This is a genomic window from Hydrogenivirga caldilitoris (genome assembly GCF_003664005.1).
Taxonomy (GTDB): domain Bacteria; phylum Aquificota; class Aquificia; order Aquificales; family Aquificaceae; genus Hydrogenivirga; species Hydrogenivirga caldilitoris.
The window spans coordinates 1,110,931-1,130,970 of the sequence record NZ_RCCJ01000001.1 but is presented as its reverse complement, the minus strand read 5'-3'; the positions used below and the strand labels follow the sequence as shown (position 1 = coordinate 1,130,970).

The following is a 20,040-nucleotide window of genomic DNA, read 5'->3' as shown; positions in this document are numbered from 1 at the left end:
GTACTACCAAACGTAGCGCCTCCTTATTTTGTATCTCAGATAGAAAGCTACTGAATTCATGATAAGGGCTACCACAAGGAGGACAAAGCCTGTAGCTGCTGCATTTGTGTGGAACTCAGCCTGCGGACGGGATACCCAGTTGAACATCTGTATGGGCAACACGGTAAAGGGAGACTTGAGCATACCTATAAAATCTTCCCATGGGGCTGGGGGTAGAAAGGCTATGTAGGTGAGAGCTCCGATAGTTATAAGTGGTGCAGTTTCGCCCACCGCCCTTGAAGCCGCTATTATCACGCCAGTCAGGATGCCTCCAGAAGAGTAGGGAAGTATATGATGAAAAAGCGTTTCCCATCTGGTTGCTCCTAAGGCGTAAGCAGCTTCCCTTATGGAACGGGGTATCCTTCTTATAGATTCTCTCGTTGCCACTACCACAACGGGGAGCATTAAAAGACCTAGGGTCAGTCCAGCGGTTAATATGCTTTCACTGAAGCCGAGCCTGTATACGAATATTCCGAGAGCTAAGAGACCGTAAACTATTGATGGAACCGCAGCGAGGTTTGCTATGTTCGCCTCTATAATTCTTGCGATCTTACCTTTGCTTCCGTACTCCTCAAGGTAAATACCTGCAGGTATTCCCAATAGGATGGACCAGAATATAGCTCCCCCCATCACGTAAATCGTTCCGACCCATGCCGAAAGGATGCCTGCCCTTTCAGCCTTCCTTGAGGGGAAGGAGGTATAAAACTTGGGGTCTGTGATCTTAGACCAGCCGTCTATAAGCAGGTCTATAGCTACCGCAAAGAGGAACGTTATAACGAAGAAAACCGCGAGGGCTCCGAGAAATCTAAAGAGAAGGTCTTTCCTTTTAACTCCAGATATGTATGAGTTCACGTCAAACTTAAGTATCTCTTCTCTCAGCCTTACATCAACCGGTTCCATCAGTACCCTACCACCTTTGATTTCACGTAAACGGCAAGAGAGTTAAATACAAGTGTAATAACGAACAGGGTAAGTCCAGCTGCAAATATGGATAGGTATTCAAAGGAGCCAAAAGGCAGGTCTCCCAGAGCTACCTGCACTATGTATCCCGTTATCGTCTGAACGGGTTGAAGAGGGTTTAAGGTAAGCTGGGGATACATACCCGCGGCTATGGCAACCACCATCGTTTCACCTATAGCCCTTGATACACCGAGTAGATAAGCGGCGAGTATTCCGGAGCGGGCAGCGGGTATAACCACTGAGAAAGCTGTCTTCAGTTTGGAAGCCCCCAGCGCATAGGAAGCCTCCCTCAGATACTGGGGCACCCCTTTGAGGGCATCCTCCACCATAGAGGCGGTGAAGGGAAGTATCATGATACCTAAGACTATGCCCGGAGACAGCGCATTCATGCCCTCAAGGGTAAGACCTAAAGGACTCAGTAATTTTTGAAGTAAAGGTGTAACAAGCAAGAGGGCAAAATATCCGTAAACTACCGTTGGGACAGCTTCAAGGAAATCAAGGAAAGGTTTTACGGTTTCTCTGACCTTTACAGAAGCATACTCGCTCAGATACACCGCTATCAGAATACCTAAGGGTAAAGATACAAGCAAGGCTATTCCTGCTATCAGAAAGGTTCCAGAAAGCAGGGGCCATATGCCTATCTTTTTCGTGACGAAGGTAGGAGACCATTCGGTTTCTGTGAAGAACCTTATTAGAGAACTTGGAAACCCACCCCCATCGGGGTGGGTAAAGAACCTTATGGCGTCGCTTAGGAGAACGTAGATTATACCTAAGGTTACCAGTATGGTGGCACTACCCATAAGGAAGAGAAAGGCGTAAAGGAAAGTGTCCAGCCTCCTCTTCGTCTCTAACCTCATTTCTTAAGCTCTCTGGTTAAGAGTTCCTCTATCGTAAGACCTACCTCTGGGTGACCTCCGAAAACTGTTCCCGTCTCAAACTTCCTGAACCTCTCTAATGCCATCTCGTACGCCTTTTCTGGCAAGGGTATGTAGCCTACCTCCTTGGCTATTTCAGGAGCTATCTTCAGGTAAAACTCAACAAACTCCTTAAGCTCAGGTCTTTCCTTTGCTTTCTTGGCGTTAACGTATATAAAGAGAGGTCTTGAAAGTGGCTGATACTCACCACTTTTAACCGTTTTTTCTGAAGGCAATACGCACTTTCCGGTTTTGGGATTCTTTATGGCAACAGGTTTAACCTTTCCCTTGTTTTCAACAACGTAGGCAAGACCAAAGTAACAGAGAGCGTACCTGTCTCTGGAAACAAAGTTTACCAGGACGTTATCATCTTCGGAGGCTGTGTAATCACCTCTGCTTGCCTTTGCCTTTCCGACGATAGCTTCCGTGAAATAGTCAAAGGTCCCCGAGTCTGAACCCGCTCCGCATAGCTTGATAGGTTCGTTGGGCCATTTGGGATTTAGGTCTGACCACTTGAAGGTCTTACCCTGAGATTCGGGCTTCCATACCTCCCTAAGCTGCTGGACAGTCATACAGTTAGCCCAGTTGTTCTCAGGGTTAACGACAACCGCAAGACCATCGTAGGCAACGGGAAGCTCAATGTACTCTATACCGTTCTCTTTACACTTTTCCATTTCCTTTTTAAGGATAGGTCTTGAGGCGTTAGATATATCAGTCTCTCCCCTGCAGAACTTCTTAAAACCTCCTCCCGTTCCAGAGATTCCTACGGTAACTCTGACCTTGCCCCTCTTGGCGTTCTGAAACTCCTCCGCTACGCCCTCAGTTATTGGGTAAACTGTAGAAGAGCCGTCAATCTTTATAACGGGCACCGCCTTTGCCGGTGCGGACACCAGCGCAACGGTTCCTACGGAGAGAACGGCAGCCTTCAGCATTCCCTTTTTCATTTTAACACCTCCTTGTAGTTTGTTTCATAACTGAGCTAATTTTATGGAGGAATTGTTAAGGAATTGTTAAAGCTTATCTTTATTACCTTAAGTCATGAGGGAAGTGCTGGATAAGGTTTCAATAGGAGTTGTGATCCTCTCTAAAAAGGGAGTTGTAGAGTATGCAAATGAATTCTGCACCCAAAGAGGAATAACCCCACCAGACTACGCAGGAAGGAAGTACTATGAAGTAATGAGAAGCCTTGACCTCATAGGTTTCGTGCGGGAGCTTCTAGAGGGTAAGGCAAAGCCTATGAACTTTGAGCTTTCTGGAAGAACCTTTAAAGCTGTTCCTTTAGAGAACATTCCGGCTTTCCAGATAGAGGACATCACACAGCTCGTCAGGTTTGAAAAGCTCCAGAAGGAGTTTGCCGCATCGGTGAGTCACGAACTTAGCACGCCCATAACCGCGATAAGGGGACTCCTTGAGACTGCACTCCTGGACGAACCTCCGAAGAGGGAGTTTGTTGAGAAAGCTTTAAAGCGTGTGGAGGGTTTAGAGAATCTTATAAAAGCTCTTAGGTTTCTCGTCCTGCTGGATACCAGAGCTGTGCTGAACAGAGAAAGGCTTCCCCTGAAATCTCTGATTTCCAGCGTGATTCAGGACTTGAGAGAGGAGATAGACACCAGAGGGGTGAGCGTGGAGATAGAGGGTGAAGAAGTAGAGATTGAGAGCGATAGAGAGAAGCTATACGTTCTGCTCAAGAACCTGATAGAGAACGCCGTCAGATACAACAGAGAGAGAGGAAAGGTTCTTATTGAGCTTGAGAGAACCCCTAACGGGGTTGAGGTAAGAATTGAAGACACAGGAGAGGGGATATCCAAAGAGGAGCTGCCCCTGATATTCCAGCCCTTCGTGGGAGGAAAAAATAAAAAGGGTATGGGTCTTGGGCTTGCGATAAGCAAGAAGATAGCAAACTTCCTTGGAGCTGAACTTGAAATAGAGAGCGAGGAGAGAAAGGGAACTAAGGTGAGGGTTTCTTTACCTGAGAGTTAATCCTCAATCTTATAACCAAACCCCCTCACTGTCTTTATAAACCTTCCGTATTCCCCCAGTTTATCCCTCAGGTGCTTTATGTGAACGTCCACAGTCCTGTCGGTTGAATCTCTATCAAAGCCCCAAACCTCCTCTATTATTCTCTCTCTGCTCACAGGCTTTCCGTAGTTCTCAAGCAAGAACCTTAAGATACTGAACTCAGAAGGAGTCAGTTTTATCTCTTTACCTTCAACGGTGACCTTCACCCTCTCCGTGTCCACCTCAAGCCCGCCGAACTTGAAGACTTTGGTATCCTTCTTCCCCTTTGCCCGCCTCAGAACCGCCTTCACCCTTGCTACAAGCTCCTTTATGGAAAAGGGTTTAGTTATGTAATCGTCCGCTCCGAGCCCGAAGCCTTCCAGCTTGTCCTTTTCGGAGACCTTAGCGGTCAGGAAGATAACGGGTATGTCCGCAAAGTCCGGTCTGTTCTTTAAAAACCTCGCTATCCGGAAGCCGTCAAAGTCCGGGAGCATTATGTCTATGACCACGAGGTCCGGAACTTCCTTCTCAATATGGGAGAAGAATTCTAAAGCTCTTTTGAAGTGAGTAACCTCAAATCCCTCTCTCTTAAGGGCTTCCTGAACAACGAGGGCGATATCCTCATCATCCTCAATCAGGAAAACTTTCATTTCCCTGTCTTCCATAACCTTTAAAATAAAAATAAAGAAACCTTCTGTTAAAATTCTGTTAAACCGTCATGAAGAGGAGCTTACCTGACGTTTTCTTTGTAAATGTAAACAGGGTTTTCTTCTTTCTGATGAAGCTTTTAATGTGGTTCGTTATAGCCCTGGAGTTGTTGAAGATAGGGAGCTTTATACTCCAGGCTCTCCAGAACTTCCCCGGCACTCCAGACTTCACTTACAGGCTTGTAGTTAAGCTTTTAAACATCTTGATTATCTATGAGATATTCGTTACCCTTACCAGTGCCTTTGAACTTCAGAGGATAAAGCTAACCTACGTGGTTGACACAGCTATAGTGTTTTTCATAAGGGAGCTGATAGTCCTTACCTTCTCCAACAAGGAGATTCCCACTCAGTCAGCTTTAACCTTTGGAGGAATAATTCTGGCTCTTGGGTTGCTCAGATTAATTACCATACGTTTTTCTTTACAGCCATCTCTTCCTGCGGAAGAAAAAAAGAAGCCCCATTCCTATGAGCAGCATAAAAAGTAGAACAGCCGGGTATCCGTACTTCCACTCAAGTTCGGGCATGTACTTGAAGTTCATACCGTACACGCCAGCTATGAAGGTCAGAGGTATAAAGACCGTGGCTATTATGGTAAGAACCTTCATTATCTCGTTCATACGGTTACTCACGCTTGAAAAGTAAACGTCAAGGAGCCCACTCACGGTATCACGCATAGTTTCCGTGATGTCTATGACCCTTATGATGTGGTCATAAACGTCCCTGTAGTATATAAGACTCCTCTTCCTTATAAGGCTTGAATCCTCCCTCAGGAGCCTGTTCATTTCATCTCTTGTAGTCCAGAAAACCTTAAAGGCGTAGTTAAGGTCTCTTTTAAGGAGGTGTATGTCCTTAACTATATGTGGGTAAGGTTCAGAAAGGACCTCATCTTCAAGGGTATCAATGACCTCTCCAAGTGTCTCAAGCAGGACGAAGTAGCTGTCAACCACAATATCAAGGAAGGAGTAAAGGAGGTAGTCAGCCCCTTTCTTTCTGATGCTCCCCTTGTTATTCCTTAGCCTTGTCTCTACAGGTTTGAAGATATCACTCTTTCTCTCCTGGAAGGATATGAGGAAGTTTCTCCCGAGGACCAAACTTATCTGCTCGGATTTCATACCCTTCTCGTAGCTGAGTGTCCTCATAACGACGAATATGTAGTCTTCAAAGAACTCTATCTTCGGACGCTGGTGTACGTTGAGAATGTCCTCAAGGGTCAGAGGGTGTATACCAAAAAGCTCTCCGAGCTTCTCAATCTGCTCTACCCTGTGAAGTCCCACAACCCTTATCCACGTTACAGTCTGGGTGTCTTTGAAGGGCATTAATTCCTCAACCCTTTCAAGATTGCGCTCGCTGTAACTATCTGGAGAATAAGTGATGAGGCTTAATTCAAACTCTTCCTCCTTTTCACCTGTATAGACCAGCGTTCCAGGAGGTACACCGACCTTTTTAGAGAGTCTCCTCTTCCATATCATTGTGGCTTCCTCACCTCTTCACAGGGAACAAGCATTCCCTCCACAGGTATGAGCTTGGAACAGTCCACCCCTACCACCCTTTTAAGGCGGGTGAAGCCTTCCTTCAAGGAATTTAACGCTGCCCTGCATTGTCTCACCTGTTTATTGAAGAGCTCTTCTTGCTTTTTATTGGGACAGGGTCTGAACCTGTAAACGTAGGGCATTCTCACTCCTTTCCTAAAACCCTTCTACGGGGATCCTTCCCTCGTAGATCGCCTTTCCTACGACCACACCATCAACCACACCGTAGAGTTTTTCAACGTCCTCCAGAGAGGATACGCCTCCGGATGCAAGGACAGGCTTTTTAACCACCGATTTTATCTCCCTGTAAGGTTTAACATCCACGCCTTCAAGACTTCCATCTCTCTCAATTATCGTATAAAGGTAGCCCCATATAGGTTTGCTGTCATAAGCACTTGCGAGCTCTTCAGGGGTTGTGGAACTCTCCTCTCTCCACCCACCGACAGCCACCTTTCCTTCCTTTGAATCTATGGAAAGTATCACCTTGCCGGGGAAGTCTAAAATTATCCTCTCAAATTCATCAGGGTCTTTCAGAGCAAGCGTACCTATTACAACGTAGTCTATCCCCTCATCAAAAAGTGCTTTTGCAAGCCCGTAGCTTCTTACGCCTCCACCGAACTCTATCTCCCCGTTAAAAACGGCTCGGACTCTTTTTATATGCTGGATATTCTTTGGCTTTCCGCCTTCAGCTCCGTCAAGGTCAACCAGGTGTATCCTTTTGAAACCTGCGGCACCAAAAATTCCTGCAAGCTCCTCCGGAATGTATGGATACACCTTGGCTTTATCAAACTCACCCCTGAACAACCTTATGACTTTGCCCTCTTTTATATCTATAGCTGGGATAACGAAGCTCTTTATGTCCATCTATAATATTCTACGGTATGAAGAGAGTGGTGCTTTCGCTGATGCTTCTTATCGGAGTCTCATTTTCTCAGGAAGGCTTGAGTAAGTATTACCTTGTAGAGAGGGTGTTCCTTATGCCCTTCGTATTCAAATATGCAGATGAGATAGGACTTGATAACTCCCAGATGGAGAAGATAAAAAACTTTGTGAAGGAGAATGAGAAGGAAACTGAAAGGAACACAAAGATACTGGAGTACCTTAACAGAAAAGCCAAACTTATGATCCTTGAGGGAAGTGATGAGAAGGAACTCAGGGAAGTGCTTGCTGACATAGCTTCCGTGAAAATGGAGATGTCCCTGCTCAACGCGAGAAGTGTCAGGTTTTTAAGGGAGACTCTTACTCCCGAACAGTTTGAGAAGCTTAAAAATATAATTGTGGTGAGACTCTTTGAGCTTCAACAGTGAGGCTGGAAGTTTCCTATTTAACAAACAGGGGCAGGGTAAGAAGCAAAAATGAAGATGCTTTGCTTATAGACCAGGAAGTTATCTGTGGGCTGTCCCTGGATAAGCCTGTCCTGAAAACCTTTCATGTTGAACGCCAAGTTTCCTTAGCTGTTGCGGACGGTATGGGAGGTCTTCCCTGTGGTGAGGAAGCCAGCAGGCTCACCCTTGAATACCTCAGAGGTTTTCATGTTTCAGATAGGGAGGAGCTTCTGATACTTTTAAAGAAAGCAAAAAGACATCTTGACAGCTACGTTGAAGTCCATGGGCGCTGCAGGGGTATGGGTACAGCCGTTGCGGGTATCTTTATTGAGAGCTCTAAAGCGGTGGTTTTCAACGTTGGAGATTGCAGGGTTTATAGGAAGAGGGAACAGCTCCAGAGACTGACAAGAGACCATACAGAGGCTTACGAACTCTATGAGGGGGGGATAATAGGCGAAGAGGAAATTAGAAATCATCCTTACAGGAACATCCTTACCTCCGCTATTACGGGTGGGTACTTTGAGGAATTTGAAGTGTTCGTTCATGAGGTTGACGTAAACCCCGGAGACCTGTTCCTTATATGCTCGGACGGGTTATGGGGAGAGCTCCACGAAGGTGATATGAGTCTCTGTACGGGCATGTCAACCTTTGAAGGGTCCGTGTGTCTTTTTGAGAAAGCTTACCGTGGGGGGAGTGATAATATAAGCTTTATTCTCGCTAAAGTTCTCTGAAGGCTACGAAGTCCATGATTTTGAGAAGTTCTTCCTTATACGGGTTGTCCGGAAACTCGCTCAGTATGTCCTTGGCTGCAGAAAGCTCCAGTATTGCCCTTTCTTTAGTTTTTAGGTCGCCTCCAAGGCTTAGAACCGCCCTTCTGAGGTCATCTATAGCTTCTTGTGATGGGTTTGTATCCCTTAAAACTTTCCTGACCTCATCTTCATCCAGACCTTTTAGGACAGATAGTAGGGGATAGGTGGTTTTCCCCTCTCTGAGGTCGTTACCCACAGGTTTGCCTGTTTTTTCTGGATTTCCGGCGTAGTCCAGAAGGTCGTCAATGAGCTGAAATGCCCTCCCCATTCTCAAACCAGCCTCGTAGAGCTTTTCCTTACTATCGCATCCTCCGGACATACCTCCGACAGCCATACATGTCCCGAACAGGACTGCCGTTTTTCCATCTATAATCTGAAAGTACTCCTCCTCCGTTATAAGCTCACCAACCTTGCTCAACTCAAGCACCTGAGCTTCAGCCATGTCCATAACAGCCTGACTGACAAGTTTTATCATCTCCATAGTACCGTAAGTTGAAAATAAGTGAAGGGCTTTCGCATACATGTAGTCTCCTGTAAGAACGGCCACCTCGTTTCCAAATATAAGGTTTGCTGATTCCCTACCTCTTCTCTTTTTAGCTCCATCTACAACGTCATCGTGAAGAAGCGAGGCAGCATGTATGTATTCAAGACCTACCCCTAAGGGGAGAGCTCTTTCGGGTTCACCCCCACACATACCGCAGGCTAAGACCGTTACAAGTGGTCTCAACCTCTTCCCGCCGCCTTCTATAAGGTATCTGCCGGTTTCTAAAACGAGCCGTACCTTTGGGTTTAGCTCCTCAATAAGCCTTCTCTCTATACTCTCCAGAAACAGCATCTTCCTTTCACGTGCCCGGCGGGACTTGAACCCGCGACCCCGGGGTCCGGAGCCCCGTGCTCTATCCATCTGAGCTACGGGCACTGATTATTTTATGATAACCCTGTAATCGTGTTTCTCTAAAGACTTTAACTCCGGGGGTAGCCTTTCTATGTCCTCCATCATCCTCTCTCTTATCTCGTTCAAACTCGGTAGCTTTATCTTCAGAGATCCTCCCTCAATCACCTTATCTACGAGACTTTCCCCTTCAGCCTCCTCTCCGTAAATCACAACCTCATCCCGCTCCATCCCCTTTTCCCCGTAAAACCTGTATACCTGTCTCTTAAAGGGGAAGGTAGCTTTTCCTGGACTTGTCTTGACCTTGGGTTTGCCCTCGTACTCTACCAGTTTGTAAGCCATGTCAAGGTATGGGGCATCTGCGGAGGTTATGAACTTGGTTCCGACCCCGAAGGCGTCTATAGGACAGCCCTTAGAGAGCCACTTATCTATCCTGTACTCATCAACACCACCGCTGACTATTATCTTCACCTCCTTTAGTCCCCCTTCGTCAAGGATTCTCCTCACCTCCTTTGAAAGGTACTCTATATCCCCACTGTCAAGCCGCACACCCACGACGGGAACCCCCTTCCTTGCGAGTTGGACGGTTTTCTTTGCCGCTTCAATCGTATCGTAGGTATCAAGGAGGAAGACAGCGTTCTTTGGGAAGCTTTCAGCGAAAGCCTTAAAGGCTTCTTCTTCCCGGTCAAAGATCATTATGTAGGAGTGGGCAACCGTTCCGAACACAGGTATGCCAAACCTCCTTCCCGCTTCAAGGTTAGATGTCCCTGCAAAACCGCTTATGTAGGAAGCCCTTGCAGCGTATATGCCCGCTTCAAGCCCGTGGGCTCTCCTGAATCCAAAGTCAACCAGAGCTTTTCCCCTTGAAACCAGGAAGCTTCTTACAGCCTTTGAGGCTATAACTGTCTGGAAGTGAATAATGTTTATCACCAGGGTTTCAAGTATCTGAACTTCAGGGAGACTCCCCTCAAACTGAACTATGGGCTCGTTTTGGAAGAATATTCTTCCCTCAGGTATCGCATATATGTTTCCCCTGAACTCATAGTCCCTAAGATAGTCAAGGAAGTCTGTGGAGAACCTGCCCAGGTTCTTGAGGTATTTGAGTTCTTCATCTCCGAACCGAAACCTCTCTAACTGTTCAAGGAGCGTTTCCAGTCCACAGGATACAAGAAAGTTTCTCGCTTCCGGGAGTTTTCTGACAAAGAGGCTGAAGACGGCATTGCCGGTCTTTCCATGTTCAAGGTAGCTTTGAGCCATAGTGAGTTCGTACAGGTCTGTGCAGAGCCCCAGTTTCTCCATTTGACTTATTTTAAACTGTATAGGGCGTCACTCTCATCTCAAACTCTTGTAAATCGCTGAGCTTAAACTTATCCTTATACTTAGAATTGAACCAGGAGGTAAGGAATGGAAAGGAAGGAAGAGCTTAAAGAGGAAATTGAAGAGGTTAAAGAAGAATTGAAGAAAGAAGAGGAAGAGGTTGAAGAACTCCAAAACAGGATAAGAGAACTGGAAGAAAAGGTAAAGAAGCTTGAAACCATAGCTAAGAACTCAAACATAAGGGCAGCGGAACTCCAGAGAGAGATAGAGTACTTGAAAGAGAGGTACAGGAAGGACATTGAGGAGCAGAGAAAGTTTGGTTATGAGGCTCTGACCCTTGATATACTCAATGTGCTTGATAACTTTGAAAGGGCTTTATCGGCTGCCGCTACCACGAAGGACTTTGACTCCTTGCTCAGAGGAGTTGAAATGATTTATTCAGAGCTCAGAAGAATTCTTGAAAGGTACAATGTTCAGGAGATAGACATTCAAGGAAAAGAATTTGACCCTTACCTGGCAGAGGCGGTTGAGACCGTCCAGGCTCAGGAACACCCACCAAACACTGTCGTCAAGGTTCTTCAGAAAGGTTACAAACTTCACGGGAAAGTTATAAGACCCGCAAAGGTGGTTGTATCCCTGCCGGAAGAGGAGATAACGTGATGGAGATAAGGTTTAAGGACTTTCACAGGAAGCTGGCACCCTTTAAAGATGAAAGCATGGAACAGCTTCTGGAGGAGCAGGTAAATGAATGGATAAGACTCAACAGGGTAAAGGTTATAAATGTTGAAACCCTCTGGCAGAGAAATTCCCATGTTTCTGTGGGGATAAGGGTATGGTACACAGTCGGTGAAGAGAAATGAGGAGGGCAGGTATATTCATAGACGGTACAAACCTGTACTTCATACAGAGAAACTACCTGAATGTGAAGATAGACCTGGTCAAATTTGTGGAGTATTTCAAGAGGTTTTACTCAATATACAACGTCTTCTTTTACCTGGCTTACAGGGAGGAAGATGAAAAGCAAGAGAAGTTTTACAGGATGTTGGCTTTCAGTGGTATAACCGTAGTCAGAAAGCCGATAAAACACCTGCCGGATGGGAGCTTTAAGGGAAATCTTGACGTTGAAATGGCTATAGATATGCTCCTTACTAAGGATAACTACGATGTTGCTATCCTGTGCTCCGGAGACAGCGATTTTGAGAAGCTTATAAACGTTCTACGCTCCTTTGGAAAAGAGGTCGTATGTGTTTCCACCAGGGATAGTTCTTCCATAGAGGTGGTTAACGCAGCGGATAGATATATAGAGTTAAGGGACATAATAGAAGAGATAAAGCTGGAGGAAGCTGTGAAATGACAAAACCTACACTCCTACCCTTTGAGAGAATTCTTACCGTCCCTGAATCAAACCTTATAAAGAGAAGCATACTGACCGCAATGGAGGTTTTTGAAAGATGGGGCTATAACTATATAAAACTGCCTGCCTTTGACCACTATGAGGTTCACGTGAAAGCCCTGGGGAGCAAATCTTCGGGGACGATAGTCTTTAAAGATACACAGGAGGGCGAGCTGATAGGCTTGAGGTCAGATTTTACTACACAAGTTGTGAGGAGCGTTAGCTTCTTTAAGGTCTGGCACTTCCCCCTTAGGCTTTACTACTTTGGAACTCTCTTCTCCTCAGAGAACAACACCTGGGAGAGGTTTCAGGTAGGGCTTGAACTTATAGGAGTAAAAAATGTTGAAGGTGATGCCGAGGTTATATCCGCAACAGCGGAGTATATAAAAACCCTAGGTATAAAGGGCGTGGTTGCAACCATAGGTCATGTAAACATAGTCAGGAAGCTTTTGGAAAATCTGAAGGATGAACTTAGGGACGAGGTGAGAGAAGCCTTTAGGGAGAGGAACCTTAGCCTTTTAAGAGAGATTTTTGACAACGGGCTGATATCCCGGCTTCCGCTGATTCAAGGAAAGGAAGAGGCTTTGAGGGTCTTGTCGGAGCTGGGACTTGAAGAGGAGAGGGTTGAACTTGAAGAGCTCGGCAGGCATCTGGAGGAAGCTGGGATTGATTTTATTTATGACCTTTCTGAGGTTAGAGATTTCCCTTACTACACAGGTGTGGTCTTTGAGTTCTTTCATCCAAATATCGGCTCACCCATAGCAGGGGGTGGCAGATACGATACCCTATCCCAAGCTTACGGTGAGAGTTTTCCTGCAACAGGTGGAAGTGTATACATAGATAAACTCCTCCCTCTGTTAAAACCCAAACCTGAGGAGAAGGATTTCTTTGTGATAGACCTATCCCATAAAAAGAAGTTCGGTTTTAAAGTAGCCTCACTCCTACGTTCAAAGGGGTACAAGGTTGGTAGGGATATAGTAAGGAGAGCCCTTGAGCATTCCTTAGATTACGCTTTTTCCGAGGGATACAAAAAGGTCGTGGTTGTAACTGACGAGAAGGACGTTAAGGTATACACGACGGTAAAGGACTACTACCTTGTGAGCTTAGAGGAGTTCCTTAAGCTTGTCTAAGTAATCAAGCCTCTCCCAGGGGAACTTCTCCCTTCCGAAATGCCCATAACAGGCAGTGTCCCTGTATATAGGTCTTCTTAGGTCTAGGAGCTCTATTATGTCGCAAGGTTTCAAAGGGAACAGCTTTAGAACAGCATCCTCTATCCTCTCCTTATCCACCTTCTCAGTTCCAAAGGTTTCTATATCAAAAGCCACAGGCTCGGTGAGTCCAAAGGCGTACCCTATCTGAACAACACATTTGTCCGCCAAACCCGCCGCGACGATATGCTTGGCTATCATCCTTGCCATGTAAGAGCCAGACCTGTCTGTCTTTGTGGGATCCTTGCCAGAAAAGGCACTCCCTCCAGAAAAACCTATATCCCCGTATGCGTCAGAAACTATCTTCCTTCCTGTCAGTCCTGTATCAGCAACGGGTCCTCCTATAACGAATCTTCCCGTTGGATTTACCCTTATGTTAGTTCTGTTCCCAAGGAGCTCAGAAGGAACTTCCTTCCTTATAACCTCTTCAATCACAAGCTCTCGCAGATTCTGGATTGATATATCTGGGTCATGGTGCACATAGGCTACTATATCTTTGATGAACTGGGGTTTGCCGTCTTCGTATATCATGCTTACCAGAACCTTCCCGTCAGGTCTAAGAAATGGGCACTTACCAGTTTTTCTAAGCTCTGATATCTTCCGGGTTATCCTGTGAGCAATGGTTATAGCCCATGGCATAAGGTTAGGAGCTTCCTTCACTGCATAACCAACAACTATGGCTGTATCTCCTGCACCCTCACCAGACACACCCAGGGCTATCTCTGGACTCTGCTCATCTATAGATGTTATTACTGCGCATGTGTCCGCATCAAAACCAAGCTCGGGTTTTGTGTAACCTATATCCTTTACGACACCTCTGACCACCTTAGGTATATCCACAAAGCTTTCTGTAGAGAGCTCGCCTCCTACCATAACGAGCCCTGTGGTGACCAGTATTTCAAGGGATACCTTGCTGTATGGGTCCTTTTTGAGGAACTCATCAAGTAAAGTGTCCGCTATCTGGTCGGCTATCTTGTCAGGGTGACCTTCCGTCACCGACTCTGCCATTCTGAGGGAGTACATGCTTAATATTTTAAAGTATTAGGGCTCCGTAGGTTCATCTGGAACTGTATGGTCTATCTTCTGGTCAGGGCAGAGTCTTCTTGGCTCCCATTCGGGATGCACGTCCGGGTCTATAGGCTCAACGGGAACGGTAGGTTCTATCTTGGGTTTCTCTTCCATAGCTAAACCCTCCTTTCCTTTCTTAATATAGTCACCAGATGCCAAGGTTAAAGAGGAGGTCGGTAGCTTCCTCCTCCAGAGTCCTATCAACACCCCCACTTCCTATGCTCGTAAACTCAATGCCCTCTATCTCCTTCAGGGGCGTTGGTAAGGGTAAGTCCTCTGCCTCATAAGGGCTCGCAAGATATATAAGTCTTTCCCCTTCCTTCTTTATAGACAGACCGTAGGCTTTAAGAAAGGCGTTCCTCCATACCACGATGAAGAGTTTCAGGAAGAAGGATAGGTTTGTAGGTCTGTAGGAGGGATGGGGTTTATACTTCTCAGGTTGTCTTATGCCTTCAAGTTCCATTTTCTTTATGATTCTCTCCACCTGTTGGGGAGGTGGGTGTTTTACCTCAGGCCAGCCGAATATATCCGGAGCCTTTCTACCGAGTTTAAATACCCATGAGGTAAGCCTGGTGAACTCCTCCGCTGGGGGAACTAACAGGTACCTGAACTCCCTCTGTCCAAACTCAACTTTTTCGGGTAGGTCCTCTACAACTTTGAGGAGAGCTCTTGGTCCTTCCTTTCTAAGCAGGTCTTCCACCTCATAGAAACCCAGGTATTCACTTCTCCACAGGGATATGAGTATAGGTTCTCTACCCAGACCGAAGGGCATCAACCTTATACCTGAAAGAATCAATCTTTCACGGCGAGTTCTTCCTGCAAGCCAGAGGTATTTGTCCAGGTATATCTTGAATTCCCTTGGACTTGACAGAAGCCTCTCCCACCCTTCCTTGCTAACTTCAATGGTATCAACTACGTCCACAAAGTTAAAGGGTAAACTAAAGTTTCCCATATGAGATTTCAATATAAACTTTTTTAGCCTACAAGCACATCTCTGTACTTTACAGCTACCTCTCTTATCTCCAGCACTGCCTCAATCACGTACTCCAGGTCTTTCAGAGGTATCTGGTTTGGTCCATCGGATAGGGCTTCTTCCGGGTTGGGGTGCGTTTCCATAAATATCCCGTCACATCCCACCGCAACTGCAGCTCTCATAAGGGGAAAGGCAAACTCCCTCTGACCGCCCGACCTGTCACCCATCCCACCTGGAAGCTGTACGCTATGGGTGGCGTCAAATATTACCTTTGCAAACTTTGACATTATGGGGAGACTTCTAAAATCAACAACCAGGTTGTTGTATCCAAAGGAAACCCCCCTCTCCGTAATGAATATGTCCTTTGCCCCTCCGAACTGGAGCTTCTTTACGATATTCTCAGCATCCCAGGGAGCTAAAAACTGGCCTTTCTTCACGTTTACAGCCTTTCCAGTTTTCGCAGCGGCGAGCAGGAGATCCGTCTGTCTGCATAGAAAGGCGGGTATCTGGATCAGGTCCACCACTTGACTTACGGGTTCCGCTTGCCAGCTCTCATGTATGTCAGTAGTTACCTTTAGGCCAAGCTCCTCTTTAACCTTCTGTAAAACATTGAGTCCATACTCAAGCCCGTGCCCCCTAAAAGAGTTTATAGAGGACCTGTTCGCTTTATCAAAAGAGGACTTAAACACGAAGTCCACCTCTGGAAGTTTCTCACTAAGCTCTTTGAGCTTTTGGGCAACGGGAAAAACCGTCTTTTCGCTCTCTATGGCGCAGGGTCCCGCTATTATAGTAAACTTTTTCATACCACTCCTCCGTATATAATACTAATTCCGAGACCTTCGGGAGGGAAGGATGATACACGAGCATCAGATAGAGAAGCTTAAGGGGAAGTTCTTCACCGAGGAGGAACTGAAGAGGGAGGTTAAACTTTACAGTATCGTTCAGGATATAAAGCGAGATATCAGGGAGCTTATAAAAGAACACTTCAAGAAGACAGACCAGGAATTCAATTATGTCCAGCAGGTGAGCGATAACTACGGGATACTTGTAAGGGTAACCAAGGATAAGGAAACGGGGAAGCTTTATTACTTCTATTACTTCAAGCACAGGATACCTTACAGAGAGTATTATTTTTATAAGGAGGAAGAGGAGGCATGAGGATACTTCCATTCTTTGTGGCGGGAGCGCTTCTCGCAGGATGTGCTCCTGTATCCCAACAACCCGAAAGGGTTTCCGAGGTTGAGATAAAGCTCACTCGCCTTGAACAGAAGCAGGCGGACATTGAGAAGGACATTGAGAAAACCAACGAAAGGATAGACAAGCTTACGGAACTTATCTCTGAGCTCAGGCTTGAGATAGAGAGGCTAAAGCTCAGATTGCTGACGGGCACAGGGGAGACAGGACAAGCACCTCCAAAGGAAACCTCAACGATGGACACACAAGCAAGACTCTCTCCGGAGAAGGTACCTGTTCCTTCGGAGACAGGAGGGGAAGCCCCTGTCCAACCCCAGCAGGAGCAGCAGGCTGTTGAGGACGCTGAAACTGCATACAAAAAAGCTATAGAGCTTTACAGTGTGAAAAAACTCTATGAAGCGAGGGATGCCTTCTTAGATTTTATAAAGAAGTTTCCTGAGAACAAGTACACGGACAACGCCTTCTTCTGGATCGGAAAGATATACCAGGAGCTGGGGGATACCCAGAGGGCGGAAGAGATATACAAGAGTTTGGTGGACAAGTGTGAGAAGGGAAAATTACCCGAATGCAACAAGCTTCCTGATGCATACTTTCAGTTGATGAGGATATACATAGATAGAGGGAACGTCGCTGAAGCAAACAAGTATTACTCTACACTGATAGAACGCTTCCCAACGTCTGATGCTGCGGTTAGAGCAAGGGAGCAAAAACTCCTTCTGGGAGAATAGCCCTATGAATATTCCCAGACACATAGCGATAATAATGGATGGTAACGGTCGTTGGGCAAGAAAGCAGGGATTACCCCGTATAATGGGGCACTACAAAGGAGCTCAAGCAGCCGAAGAGATAACCAAAGCTTGCATTGAGCTTGGTGTTGAGTATCTGACCCTTTTTGCTTTTTCAACAGAGAACTGGAACAGACCTGAAGAAGAGATTCAGCTCCTCTTTGAGCTTTTGAGGAACTATCTGAAGGAGAAGAGAGAGGAGCTTATAGAGCTCGGGGTAAGACTCAGGTTCATAGGAAGGAGGGACAGGATAGGAAAGGACCTGAGGCTTCTTATGGAAAGGCTTGAGAGGGATACCGAAAGGAACAGCAAGATAAACGTCATACTTGCCGTAGATTACGGTGGAAGGGATGATATACTCAGAGCTGTCAATAAACTCATAAGGCTTGAATTTGACTATATTGATGAGGAGACTTTCTCTCATTTCCTTGACCTTGGAGACGTACCTGATCCAGACCTTCTCATAAGAACGGCAGGGGAGAAAAGGGTATCAAATTTCCTACTCTGGAACATAGCTTACACAGAACTCTACTTCACCGAGACATACTGGCCCGATTTCACCCCTGAGGAACTTCACAAAGCTATTGAGGATTTTTCTGGAAGAAAGAGAAAGTTTGGAAGAGTCTTGGATGAATAGAGAACTCTACGGAGCACTGATAGGGGCTCTTACTCTACTTGCCCTGGCTCTCCCCATCTCTATATTCACACTTGTTGTTGCGTTTCTTGCCCTCCTTATAGGCAGGGAGCTATCCTTTGCCTTGGGGGTTGAAAGCGTTTTTCCAGCTACGTTCTTTTCTTCGCTTCTATTCGTGATTGATCCTGCGTTGGGAGGCATTTACGTCGGATTGATAGCTCTGGCTTATGGCTACAGGACTTGGAATCTTGACAGTTTTCTCAGGTCAGTTTTTATCCTGTTTTACACTGGGTTCTTTACTTCATACCTTGTCCATATCAGGGAGATGGGTTTCACTACGATACTTGCCTTTGTACTGAGCGTTTGGGCTAACGATGTCTTTGCCTATTACATCGGCAAGAGATACGGAAAGGCACACCTTCTTCCTAAGCTTTCTCCAAAAAAGACAGTGGAAGGGTTTCTGGGAGGCATAGCCGCAGGTGCCTTAGCGTTTGCCCTACTTTCCCCCTTTCCGCTCTTGAAATCGCTCCTTATAGCTGTGCTGTTTCTCCTGGCAGGGGTCGCTGGAGACTACTTCAAGAGCTTTATAAAACGCCAGTTGGGAATAAAAGATTTCTCCCATGTGCTTGGCGGTCACGGTGGCTTTACTGACAGGTTTGACGCAGTTATCTTCGCAGCGCCTGTTTTCTACTGGCTTACGTACCGATTATAGAATATAGCTATGAGTTTTTTTATCAGAGAAGACCCCCTTACAGGTGATAGAAGGATTATAGCCTCCGTCAGAAGCAGGAGACCCCATTTTATAAAGGAAGTTGTTGAGGAGGAGCCTTTTCAATGTCCCTTCTGCCCTGGGAACGAGTCGCTCACCCCTAAGGAGCTTTACCTGGTTAAAGGTGAATCCGGGTGGCTTGTGAGGGTTATTCCTAACAAGTTCCCCGCTATACCCCATATGCATGATGTGGTCGTTGATTCTCCAGGACACGATGATGACCTGGACAGTATCGGGCACCTTGATAAACTCCTGTGGGCTTACAGGGAAAGGCTTGTCCACTATTACAACAGAGAGGGTGTTAAGTATGTTGCCGTGTTCCGAAACAGGGGAAAAAGCGCGGGTGCTTCCATACCCCACCCTCACTCTCAGATACTGGCTACCCCCTTTTATCCGGCTCGCTTTTTAAAGGAGAAGGCTAAGTACGAGAAGGAGAATAGGGACATACTTGGGGATTTTCTTGTCAGGGAACTCCAGCTTCAAGAAAGGGTTCTTTTTGTTTCAGAGCACTTCGCCGTCCTTATGTCCTATGCTCCCATTACACCTTACGAGATATGGATAGTTCCCAAAGAGAGGATAAGCTCCTTTGTATTTGAGAATAGATTTGAAGAGTTAGCCTCAGTGGTCAGAGAAACGGTAAAGCTCTTAAAAAGTTTTTTTGGGGAGAGCTTTCCTTACAACCTTACCCTTCAGTCTGCCCCACCGTGGGACATGGATTACCGATACTACATAAGGATACTCCCGCGTGTTTCCGTCTTCGGGGGTTTTGAGCTTGAAACGGAAAACGTGATAGTGAGCGTTGCGCCAGAGGAGGCAGTTATGGAGCTCAGAACTGTAAAGTATGCCCAGAAAACCGAATAAAATATCTGGAGGTAGAGATGGGGAGTTTAGTATTTGAAGAGGACCATCCTTTCGCACTTGTGGTTCCGTTGATAGAAGAGGGAAAGCTTGACCCATGGAAGGTTGACATAGTTGAACTTGCCAACCTTTACATAGAGGAGCTCAGGAAGAGGGAGACCCTTGACCTTAGAGTTCCTGCGAGGGCTGTCGTTGCGGCTTCCTTTCTCCTGAGAAAGAAGGTTGAGGTTATCTTCCCAAAACCCGAAAGGAAGCCGAGGGAGAGAAAAGATTACACCCTGGAAGAAATAGTTGAGATGTTTGAAGAGGAGAGCAAGGAGGTTGAGGAAAACCTTGCTGATAACCTTGAAAAGGTCAGGAAAGCCTTTAAGAAGAGTTCTAAGAATGGTGGCGGAAAGAGGAAGAGGGGAAGGATAATACCCCTTCACATATCAAGGTTTGAAGATGTACTGAAGGATATGTGGGAGTTCTTCAGCAACATGGATGTTGGTAAGAGGATAGAGTTTTTCACCTTTCTGGACAGGGTGAACTTCGTTCCTCAATTCATGGCTCTCATGTACCTCTACTACGAGGGAAAGGTGGAACTCTATCAGGAGGAGCCTTACGGTGATATTATGGTTGAGGTCAGAGAAGCCTGAGCGTAGAGGTGCTATCCTTCTATCTCAGGA

At 46.2% G+C, this 20,040-nt stretch carries 27 protein-coding genes and 1 tRNA gene; 14 read left to right on the top strand and 14 right to left on the bottom strand.

Annotated elements, in window-relative coordinates; genetic code table 11:
• Nucleotides 1-3 precede the first annotated feature (3 nt).
• From pstA to BCF55_RS06175, 3 genes are read right to left on the bottom strand one after another with little or no spacing between them, the layout of a single operon-like run.
• Nucleotides 4-939 carry a phosphate ABC transporter permease PstA gene (gene pstA / locus BCF55_RS06185; RefSeq protein WP_211322883.1) on the bottom strand — a complete coding sequence of 312 codons (936 nt, stop codon included), beginning with the start codon at nt 937-939 and terminating at the stop codon, nt 4-6.
• Nucleotides 939-1,856, bottom strand: coding sequence for a phosphate ABC transporter permease subunit PstC (gene pstC, locus BCF55_RS06180; RefSeq protein WP_121011542.1), 918 nt, complete (start codon nt 1,854-1,856; stop codon nt 939-941). The genes pstA and pstC overlap by 1 nt, the downstream gene beginning before the upstream one ends.
• A complete protein-coding gene (locus tag BCF55_RS06175) occupies nt 1,853-2,857 on the bottom strand; it encodes a PstS family phosphate ABC transporter substrate-binding protein (RefSeq protein ID WP_121011539.1) in 1,005 nt (334 codons plus the stop codon). The genes pstC and BCF55_RS06175 overlap by 4 nt, the downstream gene beginning before the upstream one ends.
• 94 nt (nt 2,858-2,951) lie before the next feature.
• On the opposite strand from BCF55_RS06175, the gene BCF55_RS06170 reads away from it, so the two are divergent.
• On the top strand, nt 2,952-3,893 hold the full coding sequence (locus BCF55_RS06170; protein WP_121011536.1) for a sensor histidine kinase: 942 nt from the start codon (nt 2,952-2,954) through the stop codon (nt 3,891-3,893).
• Here the strand turns inward: BCF55_RS06170 and BCF55_RS06165 are convergent.
• Complete coding sequence (locus BCF55_RS06165; protein WP_170144763.1) at nt 3,890-4,576, bottom strand: response regulator transcription factor; 687 nt, start codon at nt 4,574-4,576, stop codon at nt 3,890-3,892. The two genes, BCF55_RS06170 and BCF55_RS06165, sit on opposite strands and share 4 nt — an antisense overlap.
• Before the next feature lie 53 nt (nt 4,577-4,629).
• Here BCF55_RS06165 and BCF55_RS06160 point away from each other — a divergent pair, with 53 nt between their 5' ends.
• Nucleotides 4,630-5,103: a phosphate-starvation-inducible PsiE family protein gene (locus tag BCF55_RS06160; protein ID WP_121011534.1), complete on the top strand. Its 474-nt coding sequence runs from the start codon at nt 4,630-4,632 to the stop codon at nt 5,101-5,103.
• Here the strand turns inward: BCF55_RS06160 and corA are convergent.
• From corA to hisA, 3 genes are read right to left on the bottom strand one after another with little or no spacing between them, the layout of a single operon-like run.
• Entirely contained in the window at nt 5,038-6,087 is a 1,050-nt protein-coding gene (gene corA / locus BCF55_RS06155) for a magnesium/cobalt transporter CorA (protein ID WP_121011531.1), read from the bottom strand. The two genes, BCF55_RS06160 and corA, sit on opposite strands and share 66 nt — an antisense overlap.
• Entirely contained in the window at nt 6,084-6,290 is a 207-nt protein-coding gene (locus tag BCF55_RS06150) for a hypothetical protein (RefSeq protein WP_121011528.1), read from the bottom strand. The genes corA and BCF55_RS06150 overlap by 4 nt, the downstream gene beginning before the upstream one ends.
• Nucleotides 6,291-6,303: 13 nt before the next feature.
• Nucleotides 6,304-7,011, bottom strand: coding sequence for a 1-(5-phosphoribosyl)-5-[(5-phosphoribosylamino)methylideneamino]imidazole-4-carboxamide isomerase (gene hisA / locus BCF55_RS06145; RefSeq protein WP_121011525.1), 708 nt, complete (start codon nt 7,009-7,011; stop codon nt 6,304-6,306).
• Nucleotides 7,012-7,028: 17 nt separating this feature from the next.
• Between hisA and BCF55_RS06140 the strand changes: the two genes are divergently transcribed.
• Entirely contained in the window at nt 7,029-7,454 is a 426-nt protein-coding gene (locus BCF55_RS06140) for a hypothetical protein (protein ID WP_121011522.1), read from the top strand.
• Complete coding sequence (locus BCF55_RS06135) at nt 7,451-8,203, top strand: PP2C family protein-serine/threonine phosphatase (RefSeq protein WP_121011519.1); 753 nt, start codon at nt 7,451-7,453, stop codon at nt 8,201-8,203. Before BCF55_RS06140 ends, BCF55_RS06135 begins: the two co-directional genes overlap by 4 nt.
• On the opposite strand, the gene BCF55_RS06130 is transcribed toward BCF55_RS06135, so the two are convergent.
• The 3 genes from BCF55_RS06130 to BCF55_RS06120 all read right to left on the bottom strand — a co-directional run bounded on the left by BCF55_RS06130 (nt 8,190) and on the right by BCF55_RS06120 (nt 10,472).
• Nucleotides 8,190-9,116, bottom strand: coding sequence for a polyprenyl synthetase family protein (locus BCF55_RS06130; protein ID WP_121011516.1), 927 nt, complete (start codon nt 9,114-9,116; stop codon nt 8,190-8,192). The two genes, BCF55_RS06135 and BCF55_RS06130, sit on opposite strands and share 14 nt — an antisense overlap.
• Nucleotides 9,117-9,126: 10 nt before the next feature.
• Nucleotides 9,127-9,200: transfer RNA gene (locus BCF55_RS06125), tRNA-Arg, on the bottom strand.
• Between the two features lie 3 nt (nt 9,201-9,203).
• Nucleotides 9,204-10,472 (bottom strand): nicotinate phosphoribosyltransferase, encoded by a 1,269-nt coding sequence (locus BCF55_RS06120; RefSeq protein WP_121011513.1) that lies wholly within the window; start codon nt 10,470-10,472, stop codon nt 9,204-9,206.
• Nucleotides 10,473-10,577: 105 nt separating this feature from the next.
• Here BCF55_RS06120 and BCF55_RS06115 point away from each other — a divergent pair, with 105 nt between their 5' ends.
• From BCF55_RS06115 to BCF55_RS06100, 4 genes are read left to right on the top strand one after another with little or no spacing between them, the layout of a single operon-like run.
• Nucleotides 10,578-11,150 carry a nucleotide exchange factor GrpE gene (locus BCF55_RS06115; RefSeq protein ID WP_121011510.1) on the top strand — a complete coding sequence of 191 codons (573 nt, stop codon included), beginning with the start codon at nt 10,578-10,580 and terminating at the stop codon, nt 11,148-11,150.
• A complete protein-coding gene (locus BCF55_RS06110) occupies nt 11,150-11,350 on the top strand; it encodes a hypothetical protein (protein WP_121011507.1) in 201 nt (66 codons plus the stop codon). Before BCF55_RS06115 ends, BCF55_RS06110 begins: the two co-directional genes overlap by 1 nt.
• Nucleotides 11,347-11,844, top strand: a complete 498-nt coding sequence (locus tag BCF55_RS06105) for a LabA-like NYN domain-containing protein (protein ID WP_121011504.1) — start codon at nt 11,347-11,349, stop codon at nt 11,842-11,844. Before BCF55_RS06110 ends, BCF55_RS06105 begins: the two co-directional genes overlap by 4 nt.
• Nucleotides 11,841-13,013, top strand: a complete 1,173-nt coding sequence (locus tag BCF55_RS06100) for an ATP phosphoribosyltransferase regulatory subunit (RefSeq protein ID WP_121011502.1) — start codon at nt 11,841-11,843, stop codon at nt 13,011-13,013. The genes BCF55_RS06105 and BCF55_RS06100 overlap by 4 nt, the downstream gene beginning before the upstream one ends.
• On the opposite strand, the gene metK is transcribed toward BCF55_RS06100, so the two are convergent.
• From metK to kdsA, 4 genes are read right to left on the bottom strand one after another with little or no spacing between them, the layout of a single operon-like run.
• Nucleotides 12,987-14,114: a methionine adenosyltransferase gene (metK, locus tag BCF55_RS06095; protein ID WP_121011499.1), complete on the bottom strand. Its 1,128-nt coding sequence runs from the start codon at nt 14,112-14,114 to the stop codon at nt 12,987-12,989. The genes BCF55_RS06100 and metK overlap by 27 nt on opposite strands.
• 18 nt (nt 14,115-14,132) lie before the next feature.
• Nucleotides 14,133-14,273 (bottom strand): hypothetical protein, encoded by a 141-nt coding sequence (locus BCF55_RS09700; protein ID WP_170144762.1) that lies wholly within the window; start codon nt 14,271-14,273, stop codon nt 14,133-14,135.
• 31 nt (nt 14,274-14,304) lie between these two features.
• Entirely contained in the window at nt 14,305-15,111 is an 807-nt protein-coding gene (locus BCF55_RS06085; protein WP_121011493.1) for a hypothetical protein, read from the bottom strand.
• A 23-nt stretch (nt 15,112-15,134) separates the two neighbouring features.
• Complete coding sequence (gene kdsA / locus BCF55_RS06080) at nt 15,135-15,935, bottom strand: 3-deoxy-8-phosphooctulonate synthase (RefSeq protein WP_121011490.1); 801 nt, start codon at nt 15,933-15,935, stop codon at nt 15,135-15,137.
• A 49-nt stretch (nt 15,936-15,984) separates the two neighbouring features.
• On the opposite strand from kdsA, the gene BCF55_RS06075 reads away from it, so the two are divergent.
• Genes BCF55_RS06075 through BCF55_RS06050 form a run of 6 tightly spaced genes read left to right on the top strand, consistent with a single transcriptional unit; the run spans nt 15,985 to nt 20,010 of the window.
• Nucleotides 15,985-16,290: a hypothetical protein gene (locus BCF55_RS06075; RefSeq protein WP_121011487.1), complete on the top strand. Its 306-nt coding sequence runs from the start codon at nt 15,985-15,987 to the stop codon at nt 16,288-16,290.
• On the top strand, nt 16,287-17,054 hold the full coding sequence (locus BCF55_RS06070) for a tetratricopeptide repeat protein (protein ID WP_121011484.1): 768 nt from the start codon (nt 16,287-16,289) through the stop codon (nt 17,052-17,054). The genes BCF55_RS06075 and BCF55_RS06070 overlap by 4 nt, the downstream gene beginning before the upstream one ends.
• 4 nt (nt 17,055-17,058) lie before the next feature.
• Nucleotides 17,059-17,748, top strand: a complete 690-nt coding sequence (gene uppS, locus BCF55_RS06065; RefSeq protein ID WP_121011481.1) for a polyprenyl diphosphate synthase — start codon at nt 17,059-17,061, stop codon at nt 17,746-17,748.
• Complete coding sequence (locus tag BCF55_RS06060) at nt 17,741-18,457, top strand: phosphatidate cytidylyltransferase (protein WP_121011478.1); 717 nt, start codon at nt 17,741-17,743, stop codon at nt 18,455-18,457. Before uppS ends, BCF55_RS06060 begins: the two co-directional genes overlap by 8 nt.
• 9 nt (nt 18,458-18,466) lie before the next feature.
• Nucleotides 18,467-19,375 carry a galactose-1-phosphate uridylyltransferase gene (locus BCF55_RS06055; RefSeq protein WP_121011475.1) on the top strand — a complete coding sequence of 303 codons (909 nt, stop codon included), beginning with the start codon at nt 18,467-18,469 and terminating at the stop codon, nt 19,373-19,375.
• A 17-nt stretch (nt 19,376-19,392) separates the two neighbouring features.
• Entirely contained in the window at nt 19,393-20,010 is a 618-nt protein-coding gene (locus tag BCF55_RS06050; protein ID WP_121011472.1) for a segregation/condensation protein A, read from the top strand.
• Nucleotides 20,011-20,040 lie beyond the last annotated feature (30 nt).

What these genes read in the sequence shown, in the direction of transcription:
- pstA (WP_211322883.1), bottom strand. Translation starts at nt 939, where the DNA reads ATGGAACCGGTTGATGTAAGGCTGAGAGAAGAGATACTTAAGTTTGAC.
- pstC (WP_121011542.1), bottom strand. Translation starts at nt 1,856, where the DNA reads ATGAGGTTAGAGACGAAGAGGAGGCTGGACACTTTCCTTTACGCCTTT.
- BCF55_RS06175 (WP_121011539.1), bottom strand. Translation starts at nt 2,857, where the DNA reads ATGAAAAAGGGAATGCTGAAGGCTGCCGTTCTCTCCGTAGGAACCGTT.
- BCF55_RS06170 (WP_121011536.1), top strand. Translation starts at nt 2,952, where the DNA reads ATGAGGGAAGTGCTGGATAAGGTTTCAATAGGAGTTGTGATCCTCTCT.
- BCF55_RS06165 (WP_170144763.1), bottom strand. Translation starts at nt 4,576, where the DNA reads ATGGAAGACAGGGAAATGAAAGTTTTCCTGATTGAGGATGATGAGGAT.
- BCF55_RS06160 (WP_121011534.1), top strand. Translation starts at nt 4,630, where the DNA reads ATGAAGAGGAGCTTACCTGACGTTTTCTTTGTAAATGTAAACAGGGTT.
- corA (WP_121011531.1), bottom strand. Translation starts at nt 6,087, where the DNA reads ATGATATGGAAGAGGAGACTCTCTAAAAAGGTCGGTGTACCTCCTGGA.
- BCF55_RS06150 (WP_121011528.1), bottom strand. Translation starts at nt 6,290, where the DNA reads ATGCCCTACGTTTACAGGTTCAGACCCTGTCCCAATAAAAAGCAAGAA.
- hisA (WP_121011525.1), bottom strand. Translation starts at nt 7,011, where the DNA reads ATGGACATAAAGAGCTTCGTTATCCCAGCTATAGATATAAAAGAGGGC.
- BCF55_RS06140 (WP_121011522.1), top strand. Translation starts at nt 7,029, where the DNA reads ATGAAGAGAGTGGTGCTTTCGCTGATGCTTCTTATCGGAGTCTCATTT.
- BCF55_RS06130 (WP_121011516.1), bottom strand. Translation starts at nt 9,116, where the DNA reads ATGCTGTTTCTGGAGAGTATAGAGAGAAGGCTTATTGAGGAGCTAAAC.
- BCF55_RS06120 (WP_121011513.1), bottom strand. Translation starts at nt 10,472, where the DNA reads ATGGAGAAACTGGGGCTCTGCACAGACCTGTACGAACTCACTATGGCT.
- BCF55_RS06115 (WP_121011510.1), top strand. Translation starts at nt 10,578, where the DNA reads ATGGAAAGGAAGGAAGAGCTTAAAGAGGAAATTGAAGAGGTTAAAGAA.
- BCF55_RS06110 (WP_121011507.1), top strand. Translation starts at nt 11,150, where the DNA reads ATGGAGATAAGGTTTAAGGACTTTCACAGGAAGCTGGCACCCTTTAAA.
- BCF55_RS06105 (WP_121011504.1), top strand. Translation starts at nt 11,347, where the DNA reads ATGAGGAGGGCAGGTATATTCATAGACGGTACAAACCTGTACTTCATA.
- BCF55_RS06100 (WP_121011502.1), top strand. Translation starts at nt 11,841, where the DNA reads ATGACAAAACCTACACTCCTACCCTTTGAGAGAATTCTTACCGTCCCT.
- metK (WP_121011499.1), bottom strand. Translation starts at nt 14,114, where the DNA reads ATGTACTCCCTCAGAATGGCAGAGTCGGTGACGGAAGGTCACCCTGAC.
- BCF55_RS09700 (WP_170144762.1), bottom strand. Translation starts at nt 14,273, where the DNA reads ATGGAAGAGAAACCCAAGATAGAACCTACCGTTCCCGTTGAGCCTATA.
- BCF55_RS06085 (WP_121011493.1), bottom strand. Translation starts at nt 15,111, where the DNA reads ATGGGAAACTTTAGTTTACCCTTTAACTTTGTGGACGTAGTTGATACC.
- kdsA (WP_121011490.1), bottom strand. Translation starts at nt 15,935, where the DNA reads ATGAAAAAGTTTACTATAATAGCGGGACCCTGCGCCATAGAGAGCGAA.
- BCF55_RS06075 (WP_121011487.1), top strand. Translation starts at nt 15,985, where the DNA reads ATGATACACGAGCATCAGATAGAGAAGCTTAAGGGGAAGTTCTTCACC.
- BCF55_RS06070 (WP_121011484.1), top strand. Translation starts at nt 16,287, where the DNA reads ATGAGGATACTTCCATTCTTTGTGGCGGGAGCGCTTCTCGCAGGATGT.
- uppS (WP_121011481.1), top strand. Translation starts at nt 17,059, where the DNA reads ATGAATATTCCCAGACACATAGCGATAATAATGGATGGTAACGGTCGT.
- BCF55_RS06060 (WP_121011478.1), top strand. Translation starts at nt 17,741, where the DNA reads ATGAATAGAGAACTCTACGGAGCACTGATAGGGGCTCTTACTCTACTT.
- BCF55_RS06055 (WP_121011475.1), top strand. Translation starts at nt 18,467, where the DNA reads ATGAGTTTTTTTATCAGAGAAGACCCCCTTACAGGTGATAGAAGGATT.
- BCF55_RS06050 (WP_121011472.1), top strand. Translation starts at nt 19,393, where the DNA reads ATGGGGAGTTTAGTATTTGAAGAGGACCATCCTTTCGCACTTGTGGTT.